At 59.5% G+C, this 22,457-nt stretch carries 28 protein-coding genes; 11 read left to right on the forward strand and 17 right to left on the reverse strand.

The window, feature by feature from the left end; translation table 11 throughout:
* Positions 1 to 152: 152 nt before the first annotated feature.
* The 7 genes from ACSQ3J_RS15790 to ACSQ3J_RS15820 are packed head-to-tail and all read right to left on the reverse strand — an operon-like array spanning position 153 to position 6,809.
* On the reverse strand, positions 153 to 914 hold the full coding sequence (locus tag ACSQ3J_RS15790) for an ABC transporter ATP-binding protein (protein ID WP_060505863.1): 762 nt from the start codon (positions 912 to 914) through the stop codon (positions 153 to 155).
* Positions 911 to 1,744: an ABC transporter ATP-binding protein gene (locus ACSQ3J_RS15795; RefSeq protein ID WP_060505864.1), complete on the reverse strand. Its 834-nt coding sequence runs from the start codon at positions 1,742 to 1,744 to the stop codon at positions 911 to 913. The genes ACSQ3J_RS15790 and ACSQ3J_RS15795 overlap by 4 nt, the downstream gene beginning before the upstream one ends.
* Positions 1,741 to 2,676, reverse strand: coding sequence for an ABC transporter permease (locus ACSQ3J_RS15800; RefSeq protein ID WP_060505865.1), 936 nt, complete (start codon positions 2,674 to 2,676; stop codon positions 1,741 to 1,743). Before ACSQ3J_RS15800 ends, ACSQ3J_RS15795 begins: the two co-directional genes overlap by 4 nt.
* A complete protein-coding gene (locus tag ACSQ3J_RS15805) occupies positions 2,673 to 3,740 on the reverse strand; it encodes an ABC transporter permease (protein ID WP_436039522.1) in 1,068 nt (355 codons plus the stop codon). Before ACSQ3J_RS15805 ends, ACSQ3J_RS15800 begins: the two co-directional genes overlap by 4 nt.
* Positions 3,741 to 3,754: 14 nt before the next feature.
* Positions 3,755 to 5,398 carry an ABC transporter substrate-binding protein gene (locus ACSQ3J_RS15810; RefSeq protein WP_060505866.1) on the reverse strand — a complete coding sequence of 548 codons (1,644 nt, stop codon included), beginning with the start codon at positions 5,396 to 5,398 and terminating at the stop codon, positions 3,755 to 3,757.
* 47 nt (positions 5,399 to 5,445) lie between these two features.
* Entirely contained in the window at positions 5,446 to 6,501 is a 1,056-nt protein-coding gene (locus tag ACSQ3J_RS15815) for a dipeptidase (RefSeq protein ID WP_436039523.1), read from the reverse strand.
* Between the two features lie 38 nt (positions 6,502 to 6,539).
* Entirely contained in the window at positions 6,540 to 6,809 is a 270-nt protein-coding gene (locus tag ACSQ3J_RS15820; RefSeq protein WP_436039525.1) for a hypothetical protein, read from the reverse strand.
* A 51-nt stretch (positions 6,810 to 6,860) separates the two neighbouring features.
* Here ACSQ3J_RS15820 and ACSQ3J_RS15825 point away from each other — a divergent pair, with 51 nt between their 5' ends.
* On the forward strand, positions 6,861 to 7,904 hold the full coding sequence (locus ACSQ3J_RS15825) for a lipoprotein N-acyltransferase Lnb domain-containing protein (protein ID WP_436039526.1): 1,044 nt from the start codon (positions 6,861 to 6,863) through the stop codon (positions 7,902 to 7,904).
* 39 nt (positions 7,905 to 7,943) lie between these two features.
* Positions 7,944 to 8,963 (forward strand): substrate-binding domain-containing protein, encoded by a 1,020-nt coding sequence (locus ACSQ3J_RS15830; protein ID WP_436039527.1) that lies wholly within the window; start codon positions 7,944 to 7,946, stop codon positions 8,961 to 8,963.
* Here the strand turns inward: ACSQ3J_RS15830 and ACSQ3J_RS15835 are convergent.
* From ACSQ3J_RS15835 to ACSQ3J_RS15850, 4 genes are all read right to left on the reverse strand, one after another.
* On the reverse strand, positions 8,960 to 10,003 hold the full coding sequence (locus ACSQ3J_RS15835; RefSeq protein ID WP_436039599.1) for a Gfo/Idh/MocA family protein: 1,044 nt from the start codon (positions 10,001 to 10,003) through the stop codon (positions 8,960 to 8,962). The two genes, ACSQ3J_RS15830 and ACSQ3J_RS15835, sit on opposite strands and share 4 nt — an antisense overlap.
* Positions 10,004 to 10,011: 8 nt before the next feature.
* Complete coding sequence (locus ACSQ3J_RS15840; RefSeq protein WP_436039528.1) at positions 10,012 to 10,797, reverse strand: ThuA domain-containing protein; 786 nt, start codon at positions 10,795 to 10,797, stop codon at positions 10,012 to 10,014.
* A gap of 121 nt (positions 10,798 to 10,918) precedes the next feature.
* Positions 10,919 to 11,260: a DMT family transporter gene (locus ACSQ3J_RS15845; protein WP_436039529.1), complete on the reverse strand. Its 342-nt coding sequence runs from the start codon at positions 11,258 to 11,260 to the stop codon at positions 10,919 to 10,921.
* A gap of 19 nt (positions 11,261 to 11,279) precedes the next feature.
* Positions 11,280 to 11,840, reverse strand: a complete 561-nt coding sequence (locus ACSQ3J_RS15850) for a TetR/AcrR family transcriptional regulator (protein WP_060505871.1) — start codon at positions 11,838 to 11,840, stop codon at positions 11,280 to 11,282.
* 155 nt (positions 11,841 to 11,995) lie between these two features.
* On the opposite strand from ACSQ3J_RS15850, the gene ACSQ3J_RS15855 reads away from it, so the two are divergent.
* Together ACSQ3J_RS15855 and ACSQ3J_RS15860 are read left to right on the forward strand one after the other, a co-directional pair.
* Positions 11,996 to 12,391: a group II truncated hemoglobin gene (locus tag ACSQ3J_RS15855; protein WP_436039530.1), complete on the forward strand. Its 396-nt coding sequence runs from the start codon at positions 11,996 to 11,998 to the stop codon at positions 12,389 to 12,391.
* 2 nt (positions 12,392 to 12,393) lie between these two features.
* Positions 12,394 to 12,762 (forward strand): DUF423 domain-containing protein, encoded by a 369-nt coding sequence (locus ACSQ3J_RS15860; RefSeq protein ID WP_436039531.1) that lies wholly within the window; start codon positions 12,394 to 12,396, stop codon positions 12,760 to 12,762.
* A gap of 82 nt (positions 12,763 to 12,844) precedes the next feature.
* Here ACSQ3J_RS15860 and ACSQ3J_RS15865 read toward each other — a convergent pair whose 3' ends face one another.
* From ACSQ3J_RS15865 to ACSQ3J_RS15885, 5 genes are all read right to left on the reverse strand, one after another.
* The gene (locus tag ACSQ3J_RS15865; RefSeq protein ID WP_436039532.1) at positions 12,845 to 13,159 is read right to left on the reverse strand and encodes an antibiotic biosynthesis monooxygenase family protein; all 315 of its coding nucleotides are present in this window, start codon (positions 13,157 to 13,159) and stop codon (positions 12,845 to 12,847) included.
* A 10-nt stretch (positions 13,160 to 13,169) separates the two neighbouring features.
* On the reverse strand, positions 13,170 to 13,430 hold the full coding sequence (locus tag ACSQ3J_RS15870; protein ID WP_436039533.1) for a hypothetical protein: 261 nt from the start codon (positions 13,428 to 13,430) through the stop codon (positions 13,170 to 13,172).
* Between the two features lie 60 nt (positions 13,431 to 13,490).
* Positions 13,491 to 13,910: a DUF2325 domain-containing protein gene (locus ACSQ3J_RS15875; protein WP_060505875.1), complete on the reverse strand. Its 420-nt coding sequence runs from the start codon at positions 13,908 to 13,910 to the stop codon at positions 13,491 to 13,493.
* A gap of 184 nt (positions 13,911 to 14,094) precedes the next feature.
* Complete coding sequence (locus ACSQ3J_RS15880) at positions 14,095 to 15,009, reverse strand: energy transducer TonB family protein (RefSeq protein ID WP_060505876.1); 915 nt, start codon at positions 15,007 to 15,009, stop codon at positions 14,095 to 14,097.
* 25 nt (positions 15,010 to 15,034) lie between these two features.
* The gene (locus ACSQ3J_RS15885) at positions 15,035 to 15,469 is read right to left on the reverse strand and encodes a hypothetical protein (protein ID WP_060506076.1); all 435 of its coding nucleotides are present in this window, start codon (positions 15,467 to 15,469) and stop codon (positions 15,035 to 15,037) included.
* A 266-nt stretch (positions 15,470 to 15,735) separates the two neighbouring features.
* On the opposite strand from ACSQ3J_RS15885, the gene hemP reads away from it, so the two are divergent.
* From hemP to ACSQ3J_RS15920, 7 genes are all read left to right on the forward strand, one after another.
* On the forward strand, positions 15,736 to 15,873 hold the full coding sequence (gene hemP, locus ACSQ3J_RS15890) for a hemin uptake protein HemP (RefSeq protein ID WP_244482329.1): 138 nt from the start codon (positions 15,736 to 15,738) through the stop codon (positions 15,871 to 15,873).
* Between the two features lie 9 nt (positions 15,874 to 15,882).
* Positions 15,883 to 16,941, forward strand: coding sequence for a hemin-degrading factor (locus tag ACSQ3J_RS15895; protein WP_060505878.1), 1,059 nt, complete (start codon positions 15,883 to 15,885; stop codon positions 16,939 to 16,941).
* Between the two features lie 10 nt (positions 16,942 to 16,951).
* Positions 16,952 to 17,902 (forward strand): heme/hemin ABC transporter substrate-binding protein, encoded by a 951-nt coding sequence (locus ACSQ3J_RS15900; protein ID WP_060505879.1) that lies wholly within the window; start codon positions 16,952 to 16,954, stop codon positions 17,900 to 17,902.
* Positions 17,889 to 19,013 (forward strand): FecCD family ABC transporter permease, encoded by a 1,125-nt coding sequence (locus tag ACSQ3J_RS15905; RefSeq protein WP_060505880.1) that lies wholly within the window; start codon positions 17,889 to 17,891, stop codon positions 19,011 to 19,013. The genes ACSQ3J_RS15900 and ACSQ3J_RS15905 overlap by 14 nt, the downstream gene beginning before the upstream one ends.
* 3 nt (positions 19,014 to 19,016) lie before the next feature.
* Positions 19,017 to 19,802 (forward strand): heme ABC transporter ATP-binding protein, encoded by a 786-nt coding sequence (locus ACSQ3J_RS15910; RefSeq protein ID WP_060505881.1) that lies wholly within the window; start codon positions 19,017 to 19,019, stop codon positions 19,800 to 19,802.
* 143 nt (positions 19,803 to 19,945) lie between these two features.
* Entirely contained in the window at positions 19,946 to 20,335 is a 390-nt protein-coding gene (locus ACSQ3J_RS15915; protein WP_060505882.1) for a DUF883 family protein, read from the forward strand.
* A gap of 113 nt (positions 20,336 to 20,448) precedes the next feature.
* Positions 20,449 to 20,880: a hypothetical protein gene (locus ACSQ3J_RS15920; RefSeq protein ID WP_060505883.1), complete on the forward strand. Its 432-nt coding sequence runs from the start codon at positions 20,449 to 20,451 to the stop codon at positions 20,878 to 20,880.
* Between the two features lie 19 nt (positions 20,881 to 20,899).
* Here ACSQ3J_RS15920 and ACSQ3J_RS15925 read toward each other — a convergent pair whose 3' ends face one another.
* Complete coding sequence (locus ACSQ3J_RS15925) at positions 20,900 to 22,405, reverse strand: sensor histidine kinase (protein ID WP_060506077.1); 1,506 nt, start codon at positions 22,403 to 22,405, stop codon at positions 20,900 to 20,902.
* Positions 22,406 to 22,457: the final 52 nt, after the last annotated feature.

Raw genomic sequence — 22,457 nt, forward strand, 5'->3', positions numbered from 1 at the left:
ACATACCCCTCCAAGGTAGACCATGCCCCAGCACTGGTATTTTGCGCCTTTCTAATAAACGGCGCAAGGCGGGTCAGACGGAGATCATCAGGCTAGCACGACCGGTGTGGAGGCGGCGTCACGAGCCGGCACAGCAAGCGCCGGAGTGGGACTCAGGCGATGCTTGCGTCGCGCACAAACCCCTTGCTCGCCACCATCAGGTTCTTGGTGTAATCCTCCTTGAGGCGACCCGCGACCAGATCGGCAGACGACAGCCGCTCGACGACTTTGCCGTTCTTCATCACGGCCAACCGCTCGCACATATGCGTGACGACGCCGAGGTCGTGGCTGACCATGATGTAGGTGAGCTTGCGATCGCGGCGGACCTGTTCAAGGAGGTTGAGGACTTCGGCCTGAACGGACGCATCGAGCGCCGAGGTCGGCTCATCAAGCAGCATAATCTGCGGTTCGATGATCAATGCCCTTGCAATCGCAATACGCTGGCGTTGGCCGCCGGACAACTGGTGCGAATAGCGGAAGCGGAACGACGAGCCGAGACCGACTTCATCCAGCGCCCGCAAAATGCGCTTTTCGGCATCGGCAATACCGTGAACGGCCAGCGGTTCCTGCAACAGCCGGTCAACCGTCTGGCGCGGATGCAGCGAGCCGTAGGGGTCCTGAAACACCATCTGAACCTGTCGATAGAACGTCTTGTCGCGGCGCTTGACGTCAAGCGGCTTGCCGTCAAGCACGATCCGCCCCGACGCCACCGGCGAAAGCCCTGCGATAGCGCGCAACAGCGTCGATTTTCCGGAGCCGGATTCACCGACAAGACCGAAGGATTCGCCCGGCGCGACATCGATGCTGACAGCGTCGAGCGCCAGAAAATCGTCATAGGCGACGGTCAGGTTTTCAGCGGAAACGATCGCGGTCATAGTGCCCACTCCGGCTGGCGGTCGAGCACGGGCAGCGGATGTCGGTTGGTGCCGAGCGCCGGCATGCAGTTGAGTAGCCCCTGCGTATAGGGATGCTTGGCATTGCCGAGATCGGACGCTGCCAGTTCCTCGACGATCTTGCCCGCATACATGACGATGACGCGGTCGCAGAAGGACGAGACCAGCCGAAGGTCATGCGAAATGAAGATCAGGCCCATGCCGCGTTCGGCAACGAGCTTGTCGAGAATACCGAGCACCTCCAGCTGCACAGTCACATCGAGCGCCGAGGTCGGTTCGTCGGCAACCAGCAGTTCGGGACCGGCAATCAGCATCATCGCGATCATCGCTCGCTGGCCCATGCCACCGGACACCTCGTGCGGATGAAGATCGAAGACCCGACCCGCATCACGGATCTGAACGGCCTCGAGCATGGCGATAGCCCGGTCGCGAGCCTCGCGCTTGCTGACATTTTCATGTGTGCGCAGCGTCTCGACGATCTGGCGGCCGATGCTCATCACCGGGTTAAGTGAGTACTTCGGATCCTGCAGGATCATCGCGACGCGGTTGCCGCGCAGATTTCGGCGGACCTTCGGCGGAGCCGTCAACAGGTCGATGCCGTCGAAGTTCAACGTCTTTGCCGAAATCTTCGCATGCGCCGGCGTCAGGCCCATGATCGCCCTGCCCGTTTGTGATTTCCCGGAGCCGCTTTCGCCGACAATGCCCAGCCGTTCGCGCCCAAGCGTAAACGACACACCGCGCACCGCCTCGATCACACCGGTGCGGGTGGGAAACGAGACCCTGAGATCATCAACCGTCAGCATCGTGCTCATTGGCCACTCTCCCGTGGGTCGAGCGCGTCGCGCAGGCCATCGCCCAGCAGATTGAAGCCGAGGCTGACGATCAGGATGGCGATGCCGGGCATGGTGGCAACCCACCACTGGTCGAGAATGAAGCGGCGGCCGGACGCAATCATCGCGCCCCATTCCGGCAGCGGCGGCTGTGCGCCGAGGCCGAGGAAACCGAGGCCGGCGGCGGTCAGGATGATGCCGGCCATGTCAAGCGTCACACGCACGATCAGCGACGACGTGCACATCGGCATGACGTGCCGGAGCACGATGCGGAATGGCGAAGCGCCCATCAGCCGGACGGCAGCGATATAATCGGAATTGCGCACGCTCAGCGTTTCGGCCCGGGCGATACGGGCATAGGGCGGCCACGATGTAATGGCGATGGCGATGATGGCATTCTGGATACCCGGCCCCATGGCGGCGACAAAGGCGAGCGCCAGCACCAGCTTCGGAAACGCGAGGAAAATGTCGGTGATCCGCATCAAGACGGCATCGACCCAGCCACCGGCATAGCCGGAGATGGCGCCAACCAGAAGGCCGATCGGGGCCGCAATGATTGCCACGAGCACGATGACCAGCAGCGTCAGCCGCGATCCGTGCAGCAGGCGCGAGAGGATATCCCGGCCCTGATCGTCGGTGCCAAGCAGATAGCCGGGGCTTCCCGGCGGCAAAAGCCGTGCCCCGCCGAGATCGCCGATGACTGGCGAGTGCGGCGCCAGGACGTCGGCAAAGATGGCGACGAGAATGAGCAACAGGATGATGCAGAGACCGGCAACGGCCAGCTTGTTGGCGGAAAACCGCTGCCAGGTCATGTAGGCCCGGCCAAGACGCGCCTGTAGGCGCGATTGCGGCCTGTCGGACATCAGCCATTGGCGGCGGGTCATGGGCGTGGTCTGGAGGCTCGACTGGCTCATCGCGCGCGCGTCCTCGGGTCAAGTGTCCGGTAGAGAAGATCGGACAGGATATTGATGGCGATGAAGACGGAACCGATGACGATGGTGCCGCCCAGAACCGCGTTCATGTCGGCATTCTGCAGCGAATTGGTGATGTAGAGCCCAAGCCCCGGCCATGCGAACACCGTTTCGGTCAGCACCGAGCCTTCGAGAAGCCCGGCATAGGAGAGCGCAATCACCGTCACCAGCGGCACTGCCGCGTTGCGAAGCGCATGGCCCCAGATGATCCGGGTTTCCGACAGGCCCTTGGCACGCGCCGCAACGATATATTCCTGGCTGAGTTCGTTGAGCATGAAACTGCGGGTCATGCGGCTGATATAGGCAAGCGAGAAATAACCGAGCAGGCTGGCCGGCAGGATGATGTGGCGGAACACATCGCGGAACACATCCCACTGCCCCTGCCAAAGCGAATCCACCAGATAAAGCCCGGTAATCGGCGTGAAACTGTATTCGTAGACGATATCGATACGGCCCGGATAGGCGACCCAGCGCAGCTTGGCATAGAAGAACAGCAGCGACAGCAGCGCCAGCCAGAAGATCGGCACAGAATAGCCGACGAGCCCGACGACACGAACGATCTGGTCGGCGATCGAGCCGCGCTTGACGGCAGCAAGCACACCGAGCGGAACGCCGATCAGGCTGCCGATGATGGTGCCAAGCGTTGCAAGCTCCAGCGTGGCAGGAAACACGCGGCGAATATCGGCCATGACCGGATTGGTTGTTAGTACCGATGTGCCGAAGTTGCCGGTCAGCGCATCACGGACATAGATATAGAACTGTTCATAGAGCGGCTTGTTGAAGCCCATCAGCTCGCGGGTTCGCTCGACGACATGCGCCGGCGCCCGGTCACCGAGAACGGCGAGAACCGGATCGATCGGGATGACGCGGCCGATGAAAAAGGTCACGGCGAGAAGGCCGAGATAGGTCGTGACGATGACGACCAGGAAGCGCAGGACGCTCTTTACCCAGCCGTTGGCACGGGCGCGTGAGCGCCCGGCCGTTGGTGCTGTTTCAGGAATGCTCACCGTCTATCTCGGGCTCAATCCTTGGAGACCGTGAAGACGTAGTTGGTATCGAAGCTCGGACCGAGCTTGAAACCCTTCACGTTACCACGGACACCTGCAACTTCGGTCTGCTGAAAGATGACCACGAACGGGCTCTTTTCCAAGACCTTCTTCTGCAGGTCCTTGTACATGTCGGCGCGCTTGGTTGCGTCCTTTTCGAGGAGCGCAGCCTTGCTCTCCGCTGTCCACTCTGCCGGAACATCCCAGGCATTGCGCCAGGCGAGCGTCTTGTTCTTGCCCTCGTCGGAATTGTCCGGGTTGACGGTGAAGGTTTCAGCGTTCGAATTCGGATCGAAATAATCCTGGCCCCACTGGCCGATATAGATGTCGTGCGTGCGGGCGCGGTATTTGGTCAGCGTCTGCTTGCCGTCGCCGGGGACGATTTCCATCTTGATGTTGGCCTGAGCCAGCGTCTGCTGGATGGATTCGGCGATACCCGTGATCGGCTGCGTATTGCGCACGTCCATGGTTACCGAGAAACCATCGGCAAGACCGGCCTTGGCCAGCAGTTCCTTGGCCTTGGCGACGTCGAGCTTGTAGGGGTTTTCCGGCAGTTCGCCGAGAACGCCCTTCGGCAGGAATGTCTGATGGATTTCGCCGATACCCTTGATCAGGGTCGAGCCGATCGCATCATAGTCGACCAGATATTTGAAGGCTTCTGCCACTTCCGGCTTGGCCAAATTGGCATTCTTCTGGTTGAGGCTGAAGTAATAGACGGTGCCCTTCGGCGCGTTGGTGGTGGCGAGCTCGGCATTCTTCGAAACGGCATCGAAATCGCCCGGCTCGAGGTTGCGCGCCACGTCGATGTCACCGGCTTCTAGCGCCAGACGCTGACCGGAGCTTTCCTTCATGTGGCGGTAGATGACGCGCGCAAGCGGCGTCTTTTCGCCGTAGTAGTTGTCGTTGCGTTCCATGACAACGACTTCGTTGGCGCGCCATTCGCGCAGCTTGAAGGCACCCGAACCGGCATAACCAGTCTTCAGCCATTCATTGCCGAAATCGTTGTCGTACTTGTATTCGGCCGACGGAGTGACCGCAGCCACATGCTCCAACACCAGCTTCTTGTCGACGACGGCGCCGACCGTCGCGGTCAGGCAGTTGAGCACGAAGCTTGGCGCGTAGGCCTTGTCGACGGTGAACGTGAACGTGCTCGCATCCGTCGCCTTCGCCTTTTCCGCAACATTGTCGCCGGTCAGGCCAAACTGGGTGAGAATGAAGGCCGGGCTCTTGTCGAGTTTGACGACGCGTTCGATAGAATAGGCAACATCCTCGGCAGTTACCGGATTGCCGGAGGCAAATTTCGTGTCGGGCTTCAGCTTGAACGTGTAGGTCAGGCCATCATCCGAAACCGTCCAGCTTTCGGCGAGATCCCCAACAACCTTCGACGTATCGTTGATATCGAGGCGGACGAGATAGCTATAGGTATTGGCGGTCACTTCAGCGGTCGACAACTCGAACGCTTCGCCCGGATCCATGCTGATGATGTCGTCGATCGCCCAACCTTCGACCAGCGTATCGGCCGGTGTTTCGGCGAATGCGGGCGCACCCGCCATCAAGATCAGCGACATGGCGGCACCGGCCGTCAACATGCGGACATGCTTGTTCAATGAATGCATCATCTTTCTGTTCCCTTTTTGGAGCCCGTGCTGGGCTTTCTCTTCTTGGTTCAGGCGGCTTCGTGCCAGGCCTGAGCCAAAACCCTCAACCAGTTTTCCCGGCATATTTTTGTCAGTTCGGCGTCACCATATCCGGCGCCTCTGAGAGCAGCAATCAGGTTCTGGTTGCCAGCCGCATCGGTTACGCCTTCCGGAATGGTTGCGCCGTCAAAATCGGATCCAAGTGCCACGCAATCGATGCCCATGCGCTCGACCATGTAATCGATATGCCGGACCATGTCGGAGATCGGCGTATCGGCATTTTCCAGCCCGTCGGGCCGCAACATGGTCGTCGCATAGTTCAGGCCGGCCAGCCCCTTGCTGTCACGGATCGCATCCAGCTGACGATCTGTCAGGTTGCGGGCAACGGCGGTTAGGGAATGGGCATTGGAATGGCTGGCGATCAACGGCTGGTCGGTGGTTTTCGCCACGTCCCAGAAGCCTTTTTCCGTGATATGGGCCAGATCGATGAGAATGCCGAGACGATTGCACTCGCGCACCAGATCAAAACCGGCGTCCGTCAGGCCTGGGCCGGTGTCCGGCCCCATCGGATAGGCGAACGGCACGCCATGGCCAAAGATGTTGTTGCGGCTCCACACGGGACCAAGCGAACGCAACCCGGCAGCATGAAATGTTTCAAGCGCGGTGAGATCGGCACCGATCGCCTCGCAGCCTTCCATATGCAGCACGGCGGCAAAGATGTCGTTTTCCATCGCGGCGCGGATATCAGCGGTCGAACGGCAAAGCTTCCAGGCACCGGCCCGATCAAGCCGGAGTGCGATGGCGGCAAATTCCAAGGCGATGTCGAGAGACGGCTGCCGCCCCAGCGGCTCGGACAGCTCGGTCGCATAATGACCGTTCTCGTCGGGCGTCTTCAGGACGAGGTGATCGGACGGGATATAGATCGCCGACAATCCGCCGATGAGGCCGCCCTTCCGGGCGCGCGGGCCGTCGATATGACCTTCCGCCGTTCCTTCGGAAAACTCGATGACCGGATCAGCGCCAGTCTTGGCATTGCTCCACAGTCTCAGCAACACATCATTGTGACCGTCGAAAACCGCCTGCATTAAAAAAAATCCCGTCCTGCGTGATAGATTTATCGGCGTCAGCCAATTTTTGTCCGATTGGTCAAGAACGCGATGCTATTCAAACATATGACAAATAACAATGCGGCTCTTGCAAAATTCAACAGGCAAAAAACAATGGTGGTATAACAGCTTAACTGCCCGCATCCGGTGAGGCTGTCGCCATCGCAGAAACGGCCGACATGCGCGCTTGCATCGCCGGAAAATGCGGAAAAATAAAAAAACGATGTCTGTTTGCGGGAAAATCTGGCATTGCAGAACAGGGAAACGAAGGGGGCTGTCATGGACATGAAATGGCACAAAGGGCTTGCAATGCAGGCCTCCATGACAGTTGGCGCACAATGAGCGAACCTGTTCAACGCCCCCGCTTTCACCTCTTGAGCTTCATCATCCGGGTGATTTCAACCCTCGCCATTCTTGGTTTTGCAATCTGGGGCGCGATGGCGCTCTTCTATCAGGCGCCCGGGCCAGCCCCTGTGAGAATACTCATCGCTGCAGTTTGGGCCTTCGTTTCGCTTTTCGCACTCTACGCCTATCTGCGCTGGCATCCGCGTCTTGCATCTCTGCTCTATCCGCTGCTGATCGCCGCTCTCCTGTTTTGGTGGAACGCCATTCCGGCCAGCAACAGCCGAGACTGGGCAGACGAGGTGGCCCATATCGTCGCAGGCGTCGTCAACAGTCCCGAGGTCACGCTTGCCAATGTCCGCAATTTCGACTGGCGGACATCGACGGACTACACGGCGCGCTGGGAAAACCGCACCTACAACCTCGACAAGCTGGCCTCCGTAGATCTGCTCCTGTCCTATTGGTCGAGCCCGGCGATTGCCCATACGCTGGTGTCCTTCGGTTTCGAGGACGGCCAGTTCGTCACGTTTTCAGTGGAAATCCGCAAGGAGCGGACGGAGAGCTTTTCGGAAATCGGCGGATTCTTCAAAGAGTTCGAGATGAGCATCATTGCCGCCGACGAGCGCGATATCGTCAGGGTGCGGACCAATGTCCGCAAGGAAGACGTCTATCTCTACCGCCTCAACATTCCAAAGCCGGCAATGCGGTCGCTTTTCCTGTCCTATGTCGATATCGCCAACGGCCTCAACGAGACCCCGCAATATTACAACACGATCACCGCCAACTGCACGACGATCGTTTTCGCAATGATCAATCACATCGCTTCCGGCGCGCTGCCGCTGGATTACCGGCTGATCCTTTCCGGTTACCTTCCCTCTTATATTATCGGCGTGAACGGGTTCACACCCGGCTTTACGCTGGAGCAACTCCAGAGGGGTGGCGCCATCAGTACGCGAGCGCAGGCAGCAGACAACGCCCCGGATTTTTCCCGCCGAGTTCGCGAGGGCGTGCCCGGTATAGCCCCTTTGCCACAGCCGTAAAGCCGCCTACACTGAGACGCAAGCAACAGGAAATTCCGCATGAACCTCAAGGAGTTCGCAAACCGGCTGGAACTGTCGCAGACGACGGTCAGCCGCGCCTTGAGCGGCTATCCCGAGGTCAAGCAGGCAACCCGCGAACGGGTGTTGAAGGCAGCGCTCGAATATGGCTACCGGCCGAATACCAGCGCGCTCGGACTTGCGACCGGCCGGGTCGGTGTCATCGGCATCGTACTGAAGGGCGGCGGCGAATTCGGGCCACATACCAGCGAATTCATGGGCGGGCTTGGCGGGCGGCTGCAGCAGGAGGAAATTGACATTCTCGTCTCGACGGTGGATTCACCCGAGGCGGAATTGGCCACTTATCGCCGCCTTGCCGCCAGCAAGCGCGTCGATGCCATTATCCTGCACTCGCCGTTTCTCGACGACCCGCGCATTGCCCTGCTGAATTCGTTGCGCCTGCCGTTCATCGTGCATGGTCGAACCAATTCAGACGGCAATTTCGGCTGGCTGGACATCGACAATTTCGGCGCGGTACGCCAGTCAACCAGCCATCTGCTCGATCTCGGCCATCGCCGCATCGCCCTGCTCAACGGTTATCGCGGCCGGATTTTTGCCGAACACCGGCAGGATGGCTATCAGACGGCGCTGAGCGCCCGTGGCGTCACGATCGATCCGGACCTCTGTGGACATGGCGAGTTCACCGACGAGATGGGCTTCCGCCTGATGCAGGGTTTCCTGAAACTCAAGGACAGACCAACCGCCGTCGTCGCCGGATCGATGATGTCGGCGCTGGGCGCCATGCGGGCGATCCGCATTGCCGGCCTGACGGTCGGCGAGGACATCTCGCTGATCGCGCATGACGACGTCTTTCCCTATATCAGCCCGGACCACCTCGTGCCGACGCTGTCGACGACACGATCATCGATCCGCGCGGCGGGCGCGCGGATCGGCGAAATGGTGTTGGAAATGCTGCAGGGAACACCGGCCGAAAACCTGCGCGAGGTCTGGCCGGTGGAACTGGTCATCCGCAACTCGACGGCTGCGGTGAAGAGGACTTAAACCGCGAGTTCGCGGCGTTCCTTCTCGGTGACCATGGCGAGATCAAGAACCTTCTGCAGATCGGCAGCATGGCGGAAGCCCGGCTCGACGGTCTTTCCGGCGCGCACCGCATCGATGAAGCGCTGGTAGTTGGTCAGCTCGGTTCCGGCATCGATATCTTTCCAGATGCCCTTTTCGATGTCCTCACCCAGGCAGGCCTTGAGCGTCGAACCATCCGGCGTATGGATGACCTCGATCGCTCCCTTGTCACCATGCATGCGCAGGCGCAGTTCATTGAGATGGCCGACAGCCCAGCGGCTGGCGTGGATCACGCCCATCGCGCCGTTATCGAACTCTGCCGTCATGGTGAAACTGTCATTGGCGTCGAGATCGTATTCGCCGATCCGGTTGCCAGGCGCCTTGTCGAAGGTCTTCAACCGGGCGAAAATGTGCTCCACGTCGGTTGCCGCACCATATCCAGCAAAATCGAGGATATGAATGCCGACATCACCGAGTACGCCATTGGAGCCATGCTTGGTCGATAGCCGCCAGAGCCACTGCGATTCCGTTGCCCAATCACCCCACGCCTTGGAAACCAGCCAGCTCTGCAGGTAGGACGCCTCGATATGGCGGACCTTGCCAATCTCACCGGCGAGAACCATCTGGCGGGCCTTCTGCACTTCGGCGACATTGCGGTAGGTGAGGTTGACCATTGTCACCAGACCGGATTTTTCCGCAGCTGACGCCATCTCGTCGGCCTTGGCATAATCCTCGGCCAATGGCTTTTCGCAGAGCACATGCTTGCCGGCAGCCAAAAGCTTGAGCGTCGTCGGATAATGAATCTTGTCGGGCGTCACGTTGGTGACCGCATCGAATTCGCCCCAAGCAATCGCCTCGTCGAGCGAGGTGAATGTCTTGGCGATCTTGTGACGCGAGGCAAACGCATCGACCCGAACCTGATCGACATCGACAGCCGCCACAAGTTCGACGCCATCAATGGCGGCGAAGTTCATGGCATGGGTATTGGCCATGCCGCCGGTACCGAGAACGAGAAGACGGATGGTTTTCATCACTTGTACCCCTGCTCACCCGCCTGATGCAGGCGCGGGCCGCGTTCGACGATCGGCTCCAGCGCCTTTTCGACGGGAACGTTCGGCGCATCATGGATGGCGCTGTAAGTACCCTGCGGATTGTAGGCCCACTTCACCGAATTGCGCAGGACTTTGTGGACGTTGGCGTCATGATAGGTCGGATAGGTCTCATGACCGGGGCGGAAATAGAAGATGTTGCCCGCACCACGGCGCCAGGTGAGACCGGAGCGGAACACTTCTCCACCGGCAAACCAGGAGATGAACACGGTTTCCAGCGGTTCCGGCACGGAGAACTGCTCGCCGTACATTTCTTCGTTTTCGAGCACGAAATTCTCGTCCAGGCCTTCGGCGATCGGATGGCGCGGGTTGATCACCCACAGGCGTTCCCGCTCGCCCGCCTCGCGCCATTTCAGCGCGCAGGGCGTGCCCATCAGCCGCTTGAACGGTTTTGAGAAATGGCCGGAATGCAGGACGATCAGGCCCATGCCTTCCCAGACCCGCTTGGCAACGCGCTCGACGACTTCGTCCGACACCGCGCCATGATCCTTATGTCCCCACCAGAGCAGAACATCGGTCTTTGCCAGACGCTCGACGCTCAGGCCGTGTTCCGGCTCCTGCAATGTCGCTGTCGTCGCCTCGATCGCCGGATCGGTGTTCAGCGCTGCGGCAATCGTGTTGTGCATGCCGTTCGGATAGATGCTCCTGACGATCGCGTTGGTCTGTTCGTGGATGTTTTCGCCCCAGACAACTGCCTTGATGGTCATGACCAATCCTTCCTTCAGCGCAGCGTTCATCAGCGCTCGATAAAATTGAAACCGCTTTCAATTTGAAGCGATAGAATCCGTCCAGCACTTTTGCAAGTGAAAATCTGGTGACGCGATACGTTTAATGGAAGGTGGATTTGGAGAAGACGTTGAGGACGACGACACCAGCAATGATCAATCCGAGACCGAGAATGGCAGCAAGATCAAGCTTCTGACCGAAGACGAAATAGCCGACGAGCGAGATCAACACGATGCCGAGACCACTCCAGATCGCATAGGCGATCCCGACCGGAATGACCCGCAACGTATAGGAGAGCAAGTAAAAAGCGATGGCATAGCAGACCACCATGATCAGCGTCGGCACCAGTTTGCTGAAGTGCTGGGCGGCCTGCATGGCCGAGGTGCCGAGCACTTCGAAAACGATGGCGCCAACGAGGACGGCGTAAAGCATGACGGGATTCATTCGAGGCTCCGGTAGCCGGTTACTGCAAGGAAAGTGCGATGAGTTGCGCCCGCATCGCCTGGCGCAACGGCTGGTCGATATCGTGGCTCTTGAGAGTATCCGCCAGCCACAAGCCATCGGCGGCAAACCGCGCCAAAAGGCAACCCGGTGACGAATCGGTGCCGACGAATTCATCGGCATGATCAGCCACCCACAATCGCCAGCGCTCGCGCAGCTGCGGCTCCGACAAGAGCGCGATGGTCAGGACCTGCCAACCCTGCGCATCCGGATCCTCCCCCAACGCAAAAACGACCGACAGATAGGCGCGGGTGAAACGGCCGTGAGCGACCGGATCGTTGCGCATTTCTTCCTCGATCGCGCGCTCCATTTTGCCGGTGAGATCATCGAAGAGGCCGTTCAGAAGCGCCATTTTGTTAGGGAAATGATGCAGCAGCCCGCCCTTGCTGACACCGGCTGCCTGCGACACGGCGTCGAGTGTCACGCCTGCAGCCCCCTGCTCAAGCGACAAACGCGCGGCGACCTCCAGCAATTGCTGACGGACCAGTTCCGGTTGCTTGCGGCGATGGTGAGCGATAGACATCAATAAATAATCATACCGTCTGGACGGTTTGTCAAGTTCGATCGGTTTGCGCGCAAACGGCGCGGTCAATCGACGCAACCCCATCCCCCTCATGAAAAATGGTTGGAACGGCGAAACACGGCACGCTAGAACCACCAGTAATCAGGGACACGATGATGACGGACGGCCAGACCGAGACACTATACAACGCAATCGGCGGCGACAGGACTGTCCGCGCGCTCACCCACCGCTTCTACGAACTGATGGATACGTTGCCGGAAGCTGCCCGCTGCCGTGCAATCCATCCGGCCGACCTCTCCGGCAGCGAGGAGAAGTTTTACGAATACCTGACCGGCTGGCTCGGCGGACCGCCGCTGTATACCGACAAACGCGGCCATCCACGCCTGAGAAGCCGCCATTTCGGTGCGGCGATCGGTGCCGAGGAACGCGATGAATGGTTGCTCTGTTTTACCCGGGCGCTGGAAGAGACAGTGCAACATCCGCAATTACGGACGATCATTCTGGAGCCGGTGACACGGCTCGCCCACCATATGCAGAACAAGGACGAATAGACATGCAGAACGGGCAATTGCGGCCGGTTACCCTTTTCATCGCTGGCTTGATGGGGCTTTTCGGCGTCATCAGCGCCGCTGCCGCATCCCATGGCGCCGATCCGCGCCTGCTGGGCGGCGCTTCTGCGATGTGTCTGGCGCACGCCCCTGCCCTGATCGCGCTTTATGCCGCCTGGCCCTTCATGCGGACGGCCCCGATTGCAGCCTTGCTACTGTCAGCAGGGACGGCCCTGTTCGCCGCCGACCTGACGGCACGCCATTTCCTGGGTCAAGGACTGTTCCCGATGTCGGCACCATCGGGCGGCGTGTTGATGATGCTCGGCTGGCTTTCCGTCGCCGCCGGCGCATTCTTCATGCGCAAGGTGAGCTGAGCTTCGCGTGCGTGCCAAAACGCTCTACCTCTGTTTTTGAGCCATTCCGGCAAACTCATCCCGCACTCTTGCTGGAACTGCTTTAAGCGCCCTCGACGGCCGAGAAACCTTCAAACTTCGGCGGGCCGAGATACATCGCCCGGTTATCGCCGGCACTTTTATGGGCTGCCCGGAAATTCTCAGATTTGGTCCAGGCAATAAAGGCTTCACGGCTTTCCCAGATCGAACTGGAGATGAACAACGTATAGCCTTCATCGGCCACGGTATCGCCTCGCAACAGCTTGAACTCCTTGAAGCCCGCATTGTCCGCAAGGCTGGAATCCCGGTTCTTCCACACGTCTTCGAACGCCGTCTCGTGGCCGATCGCGATCCGAAAGCGGTTCATGGCGAAATACATGCGAGAATCCTCAAGCTTGATCCTTGGTCTGCACCGTACCGGACGGAAACGGCAGGATATTGTCTCTCGGCTCAGGCGCAAGCCCCAATGCGGAGCGCACCGGCGGGCGCGCCTGCCAGGCCGGAAATTCCGTGACGTTTGGATTGTCTTCAATCATGCGCGCACGGCGTGACAGAAGCTCGTACAGTTCCGGAACCAACCCGTCGCCGAATTGCGAGGCCAGTTTGTGCAGTCCGATCATCGTGAACTGATCGGGACGCTCGTTGTTCATGTCTAATCTCCAGAGAGTCGGGCGAGGAAAATGCGCCCGGATATCGACCTGAACCGCAAATCAACTGGCGTTGCTGCGGCTCGCCTTCAGGTCCAGGAAAGCGCGTTCCAGGCTCGACTTGCTGCCGTTGCGAAGCGGTACGAAGGCCTTGCCCCACTTCTTGCAGCCGGTCTTTACCCGCAGACACGCATCATGGCTGATACAGTCGATCGGGCAGAAGACGCAGTCGACGGACGGAAGGATATTGTCGATGCGGGACACCGCCTCGCGCAGGCCGCCATCATGATGGATCAGTTCTGCACCATGGGAACTGGCGATCTGGCGCAGATGCGCCACCTGGCAATCGCGGCCACCGACATAAAGAAAGCTGCGGCCTTCAAGCCGTGTTTCCTGCGTCTTGGCGGAAACCGGCGCGTTGCGCGCTCCTGCCTCCCGGCTCTGCTTCTGCTTCGGCTTGAGCTGCTGCCGCTTGTCACCCATGTCAGTCTCCGCGTGTTTCGGAATCGGCCGTCCGGCTGATCGTGCAGGAACCCTATTTAACTTGATAAAAAGAGTAAAGTATAAAGATGAGTTTTTTTGTCATATTATCCGCGGGCGTTTTGCCGCAGTATTCCAGATGTGGCGTAGGCCCGTGATGTTCCAGACAAAACGGGCTTACGTGGCACTAACGGCCGAACTGGAGCGGGATCACAAAAGGCCAGCTGCCGCGATTGGCGGCCTCGGGAATTTTAGGAAATGGTTCCGCCTTTTTCACCGCACTCACCGCAGCGTCATCAAGCACCGGTGATCCGGATCCCTTGACAATCCTGACGCTGGATACACCTCCGCTCGCAGATACCGTAAAGCTCACCGTCACCGTTCCGCCCAAACCTTCACGATTTGCCGATTTGGGATAACGAAAGTGCCGCTGTACTTTCGAGCGGACCTTGCCCTTGTAATTGCTCTCAGCCGCATTTCCGAATTCTTGGGCAGCCTTGCCCTTCTTGCCGGTACTGGCGGTGGCGGCAGCACCTTCGACCCCATCCGCCTGCCCCTTGGTCACCGTTTCGACCTGCTTGCCGGCATCGCCCGCCTTCTTGCGGACAGGCTTCTTCTTCGGTTTTTCCTCGTCCGGTTCCTTCTTCGGCTCCGGCTTCTTTTCAGGTTCAGGCTTTATTTCCGGCTTTTCCTCCGGAATGACGGTCTCCACCGGCGCAACGGTTGCCGTGATCTCCGGCTGCTCGGCAGTGGCCGGCACTATTTCCTCGGCCGGAAGAATGACGTCAGCTTCGGTGGGAACGATATCGGTCGGCGTCTCCGCAGTCACCTCGGATTGAACGGGCATTATCTCCGCCACTTCCATCGGCTCCGGCTCGACCGGCTCAGGTTCCACCTCTTCCGGTTCGATCGCTTCGCTGGGATCACCTGCCAGGACGGTCTCTTCGAACGCGTTGCCGAGGACGGCTATTTCCATGGCCTCCCCACCTGCGATCAGTGCCTGCTCTGGCGGTTTTTCGTTGGGCTCAAACAGCTGCGTCGCGCCGGCATGCGCCAATAGCGACAGCAAGATCGCTCCGGTCCATTTAATCGTATTGTTCATCACAGATACCGACGCAGAATCCGCATCAGCCCTTCAACTCAACAGCGGATTTCGACCCTGTCTTCAACGCCTTCATGCAGGCGTCCTTGGCAACACCGTCACCAGCGCAGACCGGGGCATCGTTGATCAGCAGGCTCTTCACAGCCTCGCATTTCGTTCCGGGCAGATCAAACTGCCTAACCTTCGTCTTGCCAGCGGGCAGATCGCGGAAGTCGAGGACGGCCATCCGCTCCACCAAGCCCTTTTCATCGAAGAGCACGAATTCGAAGGAGACTTTCGACAGCGCTTGCGGCAGCTCGTTCGCTGCCACGAATGTCAACTTGCAGCCTTTTTCGGATGGCGCAAGATCATTGATCTCGATCGACAGATTGCCGGACGTGCCCGCATCCTGCGCTAAAGCCGCCGCGGCAGAACACGAAGCCGCCAAAATAGCCAGAGAGAGCAGTCTAACAAATTTCATCATCGTTTATCCATCCTCACAGAGTGGCGTACCGCAACCGGCCATCAGCCCCTGTCAGCCCGATCCTCCGACCGCGCATTTCGGCCCGGCGATTAAACTGGACTAAAAAAATCCTGTATTGCGTCCATAATAAAAGGTGAGTAATGAAGTCAAGATACTAATCACAATGCCCCGGCTAAAGAAGAAGGAAAACCCTTGTTTTTCGGCCGCATGATCAGGACCGGAAACCTGTGACACCGAATGAATCAGATGCCGCGCCGGCCGTCGTGCCGGCAGGCCAGACGCAGCGCATCGTTGAAAGCCGGGAGCTTTTCCGGGGCGCAAACGAAATCCTCATTGCACATGAAGGCGCGATCTACCGCATGAAGATCACCCGCCAGGGCAAACTTATTCTGAACAAATAGGCCAGACACATGACCCAGACATCCCGCTCGACTCCATCCGAAATCCGCGCCTACCGGGCCGCCAATCCGAAGATGCGCGAGCGCGACATCGCGGCTCAGCTTGGCATTTCGGAAGCAGCCCTCGTCGCCGCGGAATGCGGCCTGACCAGCATTCGCATCGATGGCAGCGCCAATCGCTTTCTGGAACGGGCGGCGGAACTTGGTGAAGTGATGGCGCTTACCCGCAACGAAAGTGCGGTTCACGAAAAGATCGGCGTCTTTGAAAACATCACCCCCGGCAAACACGCCTCGATCGTACTTGGCGAAAATATCGACCTGCGCATTTTTCCGGGCGCCTGGGCCCATGGCTTTGCCGTGACCAAGACCGATGGTGACGACGTGCGCCGCAGCCTGCAGTTCTTCGACAAGCAGGGAACAGCCGTCCACAAGATACACCTGCGCCCGGCTTCCAATCTCGACGCCTATCACAGCATCGTCGAAGCATTCCGGCTTGAGGATCAGTCACAGAATTTTATCCCTGAGGCCAAGGTCGAGAGCATTGCCGAAAGCGAAACAACGCCAGTCGATGTGGCGGCGCTGCGTGACGAGTGGAGCAAGATGACCGATACGCATCAGTTTCATGGATTGCTGCGCAAGCTGAAAGTCGGCCGCCGCGAGGCGCTGCAATCGGTTGGCGAAGACTATGCCTGGAAGCTGCAGCCCGAAGCTGTCGAAGCGATGCTGCGCGAAGCGGCCAGGATCGAAGTTCCGATCATGTGTTTCGTCGGCAATCACGGCATCATCCAGATCCATTCGGGACCGGTCGCCAATATCCAGACGATGGGGCCGTGGCTCAACATCATGGATCCGACATTGCATCTGCACCTGCGCAGCGATCACCTGGCCGAAGTCTGGGCGGTTCGCAAGCCGACCGCCGACGGCCATGTAACCTCGCTCGAAGCACTCGATGCCAAGGGCGACATGGTCATCCAGTTCTTTGGCAAGCGTAAGGAAGGCTTTGCCGAACGCGAGGAATGGCGCGCCGTCATGGAAAATCTCGCACGGCTCGACATCACCGAAGCGGCCTGAAGGAACGGTCATGAAAGCTCTCTATGATTTCCGCCGGCTGCGTTCCTGGGAGCTGGCGCTGGCGATTTTCGCGGTCTCCACCCCCTTCGTACTGCCGGCAGTCCTGCCGGATGGTGCATCGTTCGTCCGTACCGCCGTCGCACAGGAAATGCAGAAGGCCGACACGTCCCGGCTCGTTTCCGTCGGGGGCGCCATCACCGAGATCATCTACGCGCTTGGTGAAGAAGGAAAGCTCGTCGGCCGCGACTCGACCAGTCTCTATCCGGAAGCGGCTACCAAGCTTCCCGATGTCGGCTACATGCGGCAACTATCCCCGGAAGGCGTGATCGCCATCAATCCGAGCGCCATCATCGCTGTCGAAGGCAGTGGCCCCGCCGAAACACTGGCTGTTCTGAAAGACGCCAATATTCCCTTCCAGACCGTTCCGGAAACCTATGACCGTGAAGGCATTCTCCTGAAAATCCGCGCTGTCGGCGACTTCCTCGGCGTGCCGGAGAAGGCAGCCGCCCTTTCCGGTCAGGTGAAGGTGGATCTCGACGCAGCCGTGACCGACGCCGCCAAGCGTCCGGAAGGCGAACGCAAGCGCGTGATCTTCATCCTCAGCACGCAGGGCGGCAAGATCATGGCATCCGGTACGGGAACGGCTGCCGATGGCATCATCGCTCTCTCCGGCGCCATCAACGCCACCGGCACATTCCAGGGCTACAAGCCGCTGACCGACGAAGCGATCATCGAAGCAAAGCCCGATGTTGTCTTGATGATGACCCGCAGCGGCGGCCATGCCGCCAGCGACGATGAATTGTTTGGCCATCCGGCCCTGAGCCTGACCCCTGCGGCAAAGACCAGGACGGTCATCCGTATGGACGGCCTGCATATGCTGGGCTTCGGTCCGCGCACCGCAAGCACGGTGCGCGAACTCAATGCAGCCATCTACGGAAAAAAGCCGAATGCCTCGCAGTGAAATGGTAATGGGTGACGGCCGGTCGCAGTCTTTTGCGGCACGCTTGAAATCCGATTGGCAACTGGGCGACCGTTCACGGCTCGCCCAGTTGCTCATCTTTGTGCTCATGGTGGTCGCTGCAGCGATGTTCGCAGCATCGATCATGACCGGGGCAGCCGATGCCTCACTCAGTAACGTCCTGCGTTGGCTCCTGGGTATGGAGGGCGCCGAGCAGGCTTTAAGCGTGCGCGATCGTATCATCATTCTCGATATTCGCCTGCCGCGCGCCGTACTCGGTCTGATGGTCGGCGCGTCGCTGGCCGTCTCTGGCGCCGTGATGCAGGGCCTCTTCCGCAATCCGCTGGCGGACCCGGGTCTGGTCGGCGTTTCTTCTGGTGCCAGCCTTGGTGCCGTGTTGCTGATCGTGCTTGGCAGTTCGTTTTTCGGCCCGCTGTTTGCAATCTTCGGCTTCTATGCACTGCCGGTTGCGGCCTTCGTCGGCGGTCTCATCACCACGTTGCTGCTCTACAAGATTGCTACCCGCAGCGGCCAGACATCGGTGGCAACCATGCTGCTCGCCGGTATCGCACTCGGCGCTCTGGCCGGTGCCGTCACCGGCGTTCTGATTTTCATGGCCGACGACAAGCAGTTGCGCGACCTGACATTTTGGGGTCTCGGTTCGTTGGCCGGCGCCAACTGGATGAAAATCCTGTCGGCCGGTCCGATCATTCTTGTATCGCTCGCAGTTGTTCCCTTTTTGGCGCGCGGCCTCAACGCCCTGACGCTTGGAGAAGCCGCGGCCTTCCACATGGGCATTCCGGTTCAGCGGCTGAAGAACATCGCCATCGTCAGCGTCGCGGCCTCCACCGGCGCTTCGGTTGCCGTCAGCGGCGGTATCGGCTTTGTCGGCATTGTCGTTCCGCACGTGCTGAGAATGGTGATCGGGCCTGACCACCGGTATCTTTTGCCCGCATCGGCGCTGCTCGGCGGCACATTGCTGATCTTTGCCGATATGATCGCCCGCACCATCGTTCCGCCGGCCGAATTGCCGATCGGCATCATCACCGCTTTTGCCGGCGCGCCGTTCTTCCTATGGATCCTGCTGCGCGGCCGCTCCCATATGGGGCTTTAGACCATGATCAAGGCCAGTAATCTCTCCGTCCGGCTTTCCGGCACGCAGGTGCTGCACGGCGTCAATATCGAGGCTACGGCCGGACAGTTGACGGCGATCGTCGGGCCGAACGGCTCCGGCAAGACCACCAGCCTCAAGGCCATTGCCGGTGAAATCCCCTATGACGGCACCGTCAGCATCAACGGTCATAACATCACGACGTTGAAGCCCTGGGAACTGGCATTGAAACGGGCCGTACTGCCGCAATCCACCGTCATTTCCTTTCCGTTCACCGTGCGAGAAATCGTCCGCATGGGCCTGTCGGTCGGAGCAAAAGCGGATGCCGCCGATACCGACCGGATTGCCCGCGATGCGCTTGAAGCCGTCGACCTGTCCGGTTTTGCCGGTCGCTTCTACCAAGAGCTTTCCGGCGGCGAGCAGCAGCGTGTTCAGCTGGCGCGGGCGCTCTGCCAGATCTGGGAACCGGTCCAGCATGGCGAACCCGCCTTCCTGTTGCTGGATGAGCCGGTATCGAACCTCGATATCCGCCATCAGTTGACCATCATGCGGCTGGCCAAGGATTTTTGCGAACGCGGCGGCGGCGTCATCGCCATCATGCACGACCTCAATCTGACGGCGATGTTTGCCGACAGGATGATCATGATGAAGGCCGGACGGGTCCATGCGACGGGGCATCCGAACGAGGTGATGACAGATGCGGTGATGGAAGCGGTGTTCGGTTGCGCAATGCGGGTCAACGCAACACCGCCGGGCAATGTCCCGTTCGTGCTGCCCCATACGGCAGCCTAGATCACTTCGAACTATGGAACCAAATTCCAACTTGCGCGTTGATGTGGCGAACCGCTGACACGGTGACGATGTCACTTGCCGGCACGACAGCACATCGGGATACGGCTTGAACCTCCGGTTCCGACGCACGAAGGAGTTTATTCATGGCCACAGGTCTCTTTTCCGGCGCAAGGAAGCGCAATGGCAGCCTTCTCGATGCCCCGATTGAAGATCAGATCAGCGAAATCCGTGACGAGATCGCTTCACTGGCCAAGCTTCTGTCCCAACGCGGCGCCGACGCTTCGAGAGATGTGCGTTCAAGGGCCTCTGAAGCATCCAAGGACGTTCGCGAGCGGGCTCATGATGCACGTGACCAAGCGGAAGCCGGGCTCCAGGATCTTTTGGAAAATGCCGAAGCGCTGTTTGCCGAATTGCGCAGCCGCTACTCGGTGACAGAGAAACAGGTTCGCCGGACCGTCCGCCAGCACCCTGTTGCAACTTTGGGCGCCGCTGCGGCCCTCGGCCTGCTGGTTGCTTCCATGATCCGCCGATAAACAAAGCGATTGAGACAGGCGGCAGTCCAAAAGGCCGCCTGCTTTCCTGTCAGAGGCTGGCGAAACAATACGGTTGTCATCCTGCCTTTGTGAACTCCCTCCTGGAGAAAAAAATGGGTCCTCTGGCCGCAATGCTTTCGGCGCTTGTCGTGACGGATGTGAGCGCTACCGTCTCGCGCTACAGGCGCAATGGCGCGATGTGGGCTGTGGCGTCGCTGTTCTTCCTCACTGCCTACATCTTCGCACTCGTCGCAGGCGCGATTTATTTGAGTGCACTCTACACGCCCTTGAAAGCCACCATCATCCTGGCAGCGATCTCCATCGTTATCGGCCTCATCATTATCGGCCTCATCTATGCGCTCAATGCACGCGATAAGCGCGTCGCCGCCGAAAAGCGCCGCCGATCGCAGGCGCAAACCACTTTTGCGATTGCCACAGCGTTGACACTGTTCCGCAAGCAGCCGCTTCTGGCCGCAGGTCTTGCGGTCGGCGTGGGTACAGTCCTTGGACTGATGCGAAAGTCTGGCGACAGTGACCAGTCTTGAGAAAGAGCAAAAGATTTTTTCAGAGCGGCAGGCGGACAATCGCGGTCAAGCCTGCCGGTAGATACTCGACCTTCACCGAACTGCCCATCACCTTGTCCAGGCTGCGTTCGATCAGGATAGAGCCAAAACCGCGCCGTTTCGGCTCCTCGACTGGCGGCCCATCGACCTCCGTCCAGGTCATATGCAGGACACGGCGGCCCTCTTCATCGACACTACGGGCGGTTAAAACCACCCGGCCGCCATAAACCGACAGCGATCCGTATTTCGCCGCATTGGTTGCCAGTTCGTGCAGGACGAGCCCCAGTCCAACAGCCTGATCCGGTCCAAGCAGGATCTCGTCCTTGTGGACCTCGATCTGTTTCGCATAATCCCGGACATGCGGCGCCAGTTGTTTGGCCAACAAAGCCGACAGGCGGATTTCACCCCATTCATGGTCCGAAAGCAGCCCATGCGCTTCGGAAATTGCCTGCAGCCGCCCGGCAAAGGCGATCATGAATTCTTGCGGGTCACTTGTCTGCCGCAGCGTCTGGCGCGCCAGGGATTGCAGCATGGCCAACGTATTCTTGACGCGGTGATTGAGTTCGCGCAGCAAAAGCCGGGTCCGCTGGGTCGCTCCCTGTTCCTCAGTCACATCGACATTGATTCCGAGAAAAACAGTCGCCTTGCCCTCGGCATCGCGCTCGTGAACACGGCCGCGGCCAAGCAGCCAGCGTCCCGTCGATGCAACCCGGAAGGTGCCGTCATATTCCTGGTCGTGCGTCATGGCGGACCGGAACTTCGACAGGGTCGCCACGCGGTCCTCGGGGTGAATGGCACTAAAAATATCGCGGGCCTGGACATTTTTGGCGGATGGCATGCCGAACATCCGCAGCATTGGCCCGTTGCAGGAAACATTGCCCGAGCGGATATCCCACAGCCAGCTGCCGACATTTGCCGCATCCAGCGCCATTGCATGCCGCTGCTCCTCGCGGGACAGCACGGCTTCCTTCAAGGCGCGCTGCCGAGCTTCGTGCTTCAGGGTGAAGAGAGAAGACGCGATGCGGGACAGCCGTTGCAACTGAACAACAAGATGGGGTGCGAGATCGGCGCGTGGCTTGACATCGAATACACAGATCGTGCCGACTGATTGGTCGTTGATGACCAGCGGAACCCCTGCGTAAAACCGCAGGAAGGGTTCACCGGTAACGCGCGGCTGATTAGAGAAGCGAACGTCTGCAGTTGCATCTGCAACCACCAATGCGCCATCCACTGCCCCGGCGACCGTGTGCACACAGAAGGAATCAGCCGCAGGTGCCTGCGTCTCGCTCACGCCACTGGCTGCCTTGAACCACTGGTTTTCAGCATCGACAAGGGTCACCAATGCGACGGGTGCATCGAAGAGATTGGCAGCGATTTCCGCAAGGTCGCTGAAATCAGCATCCGATTCAGCCATATCTGGTACGACCGCGCGCAGAACATCAAGCCTTTCGGCTGATGTCAGAGCAGCTGCCACAGCCGGCTGCAGATGGCTCGTCTCTTTGTTCATGAATTCCATATCCAGCTCAGGCAGCACCACAATCCTGTACCGCCCTAGCGCT

This window comes from Rhizobium sp. LjRoot98, assembly GCF_964252935.1.
In the GTDB taxonomy this organism is placed as follows: domain Bacteria; phylum Pseudomonadota; class Alphaproteobacteria; order Rhizobiales; family Rhizobiaceae; genus Pararhizobium.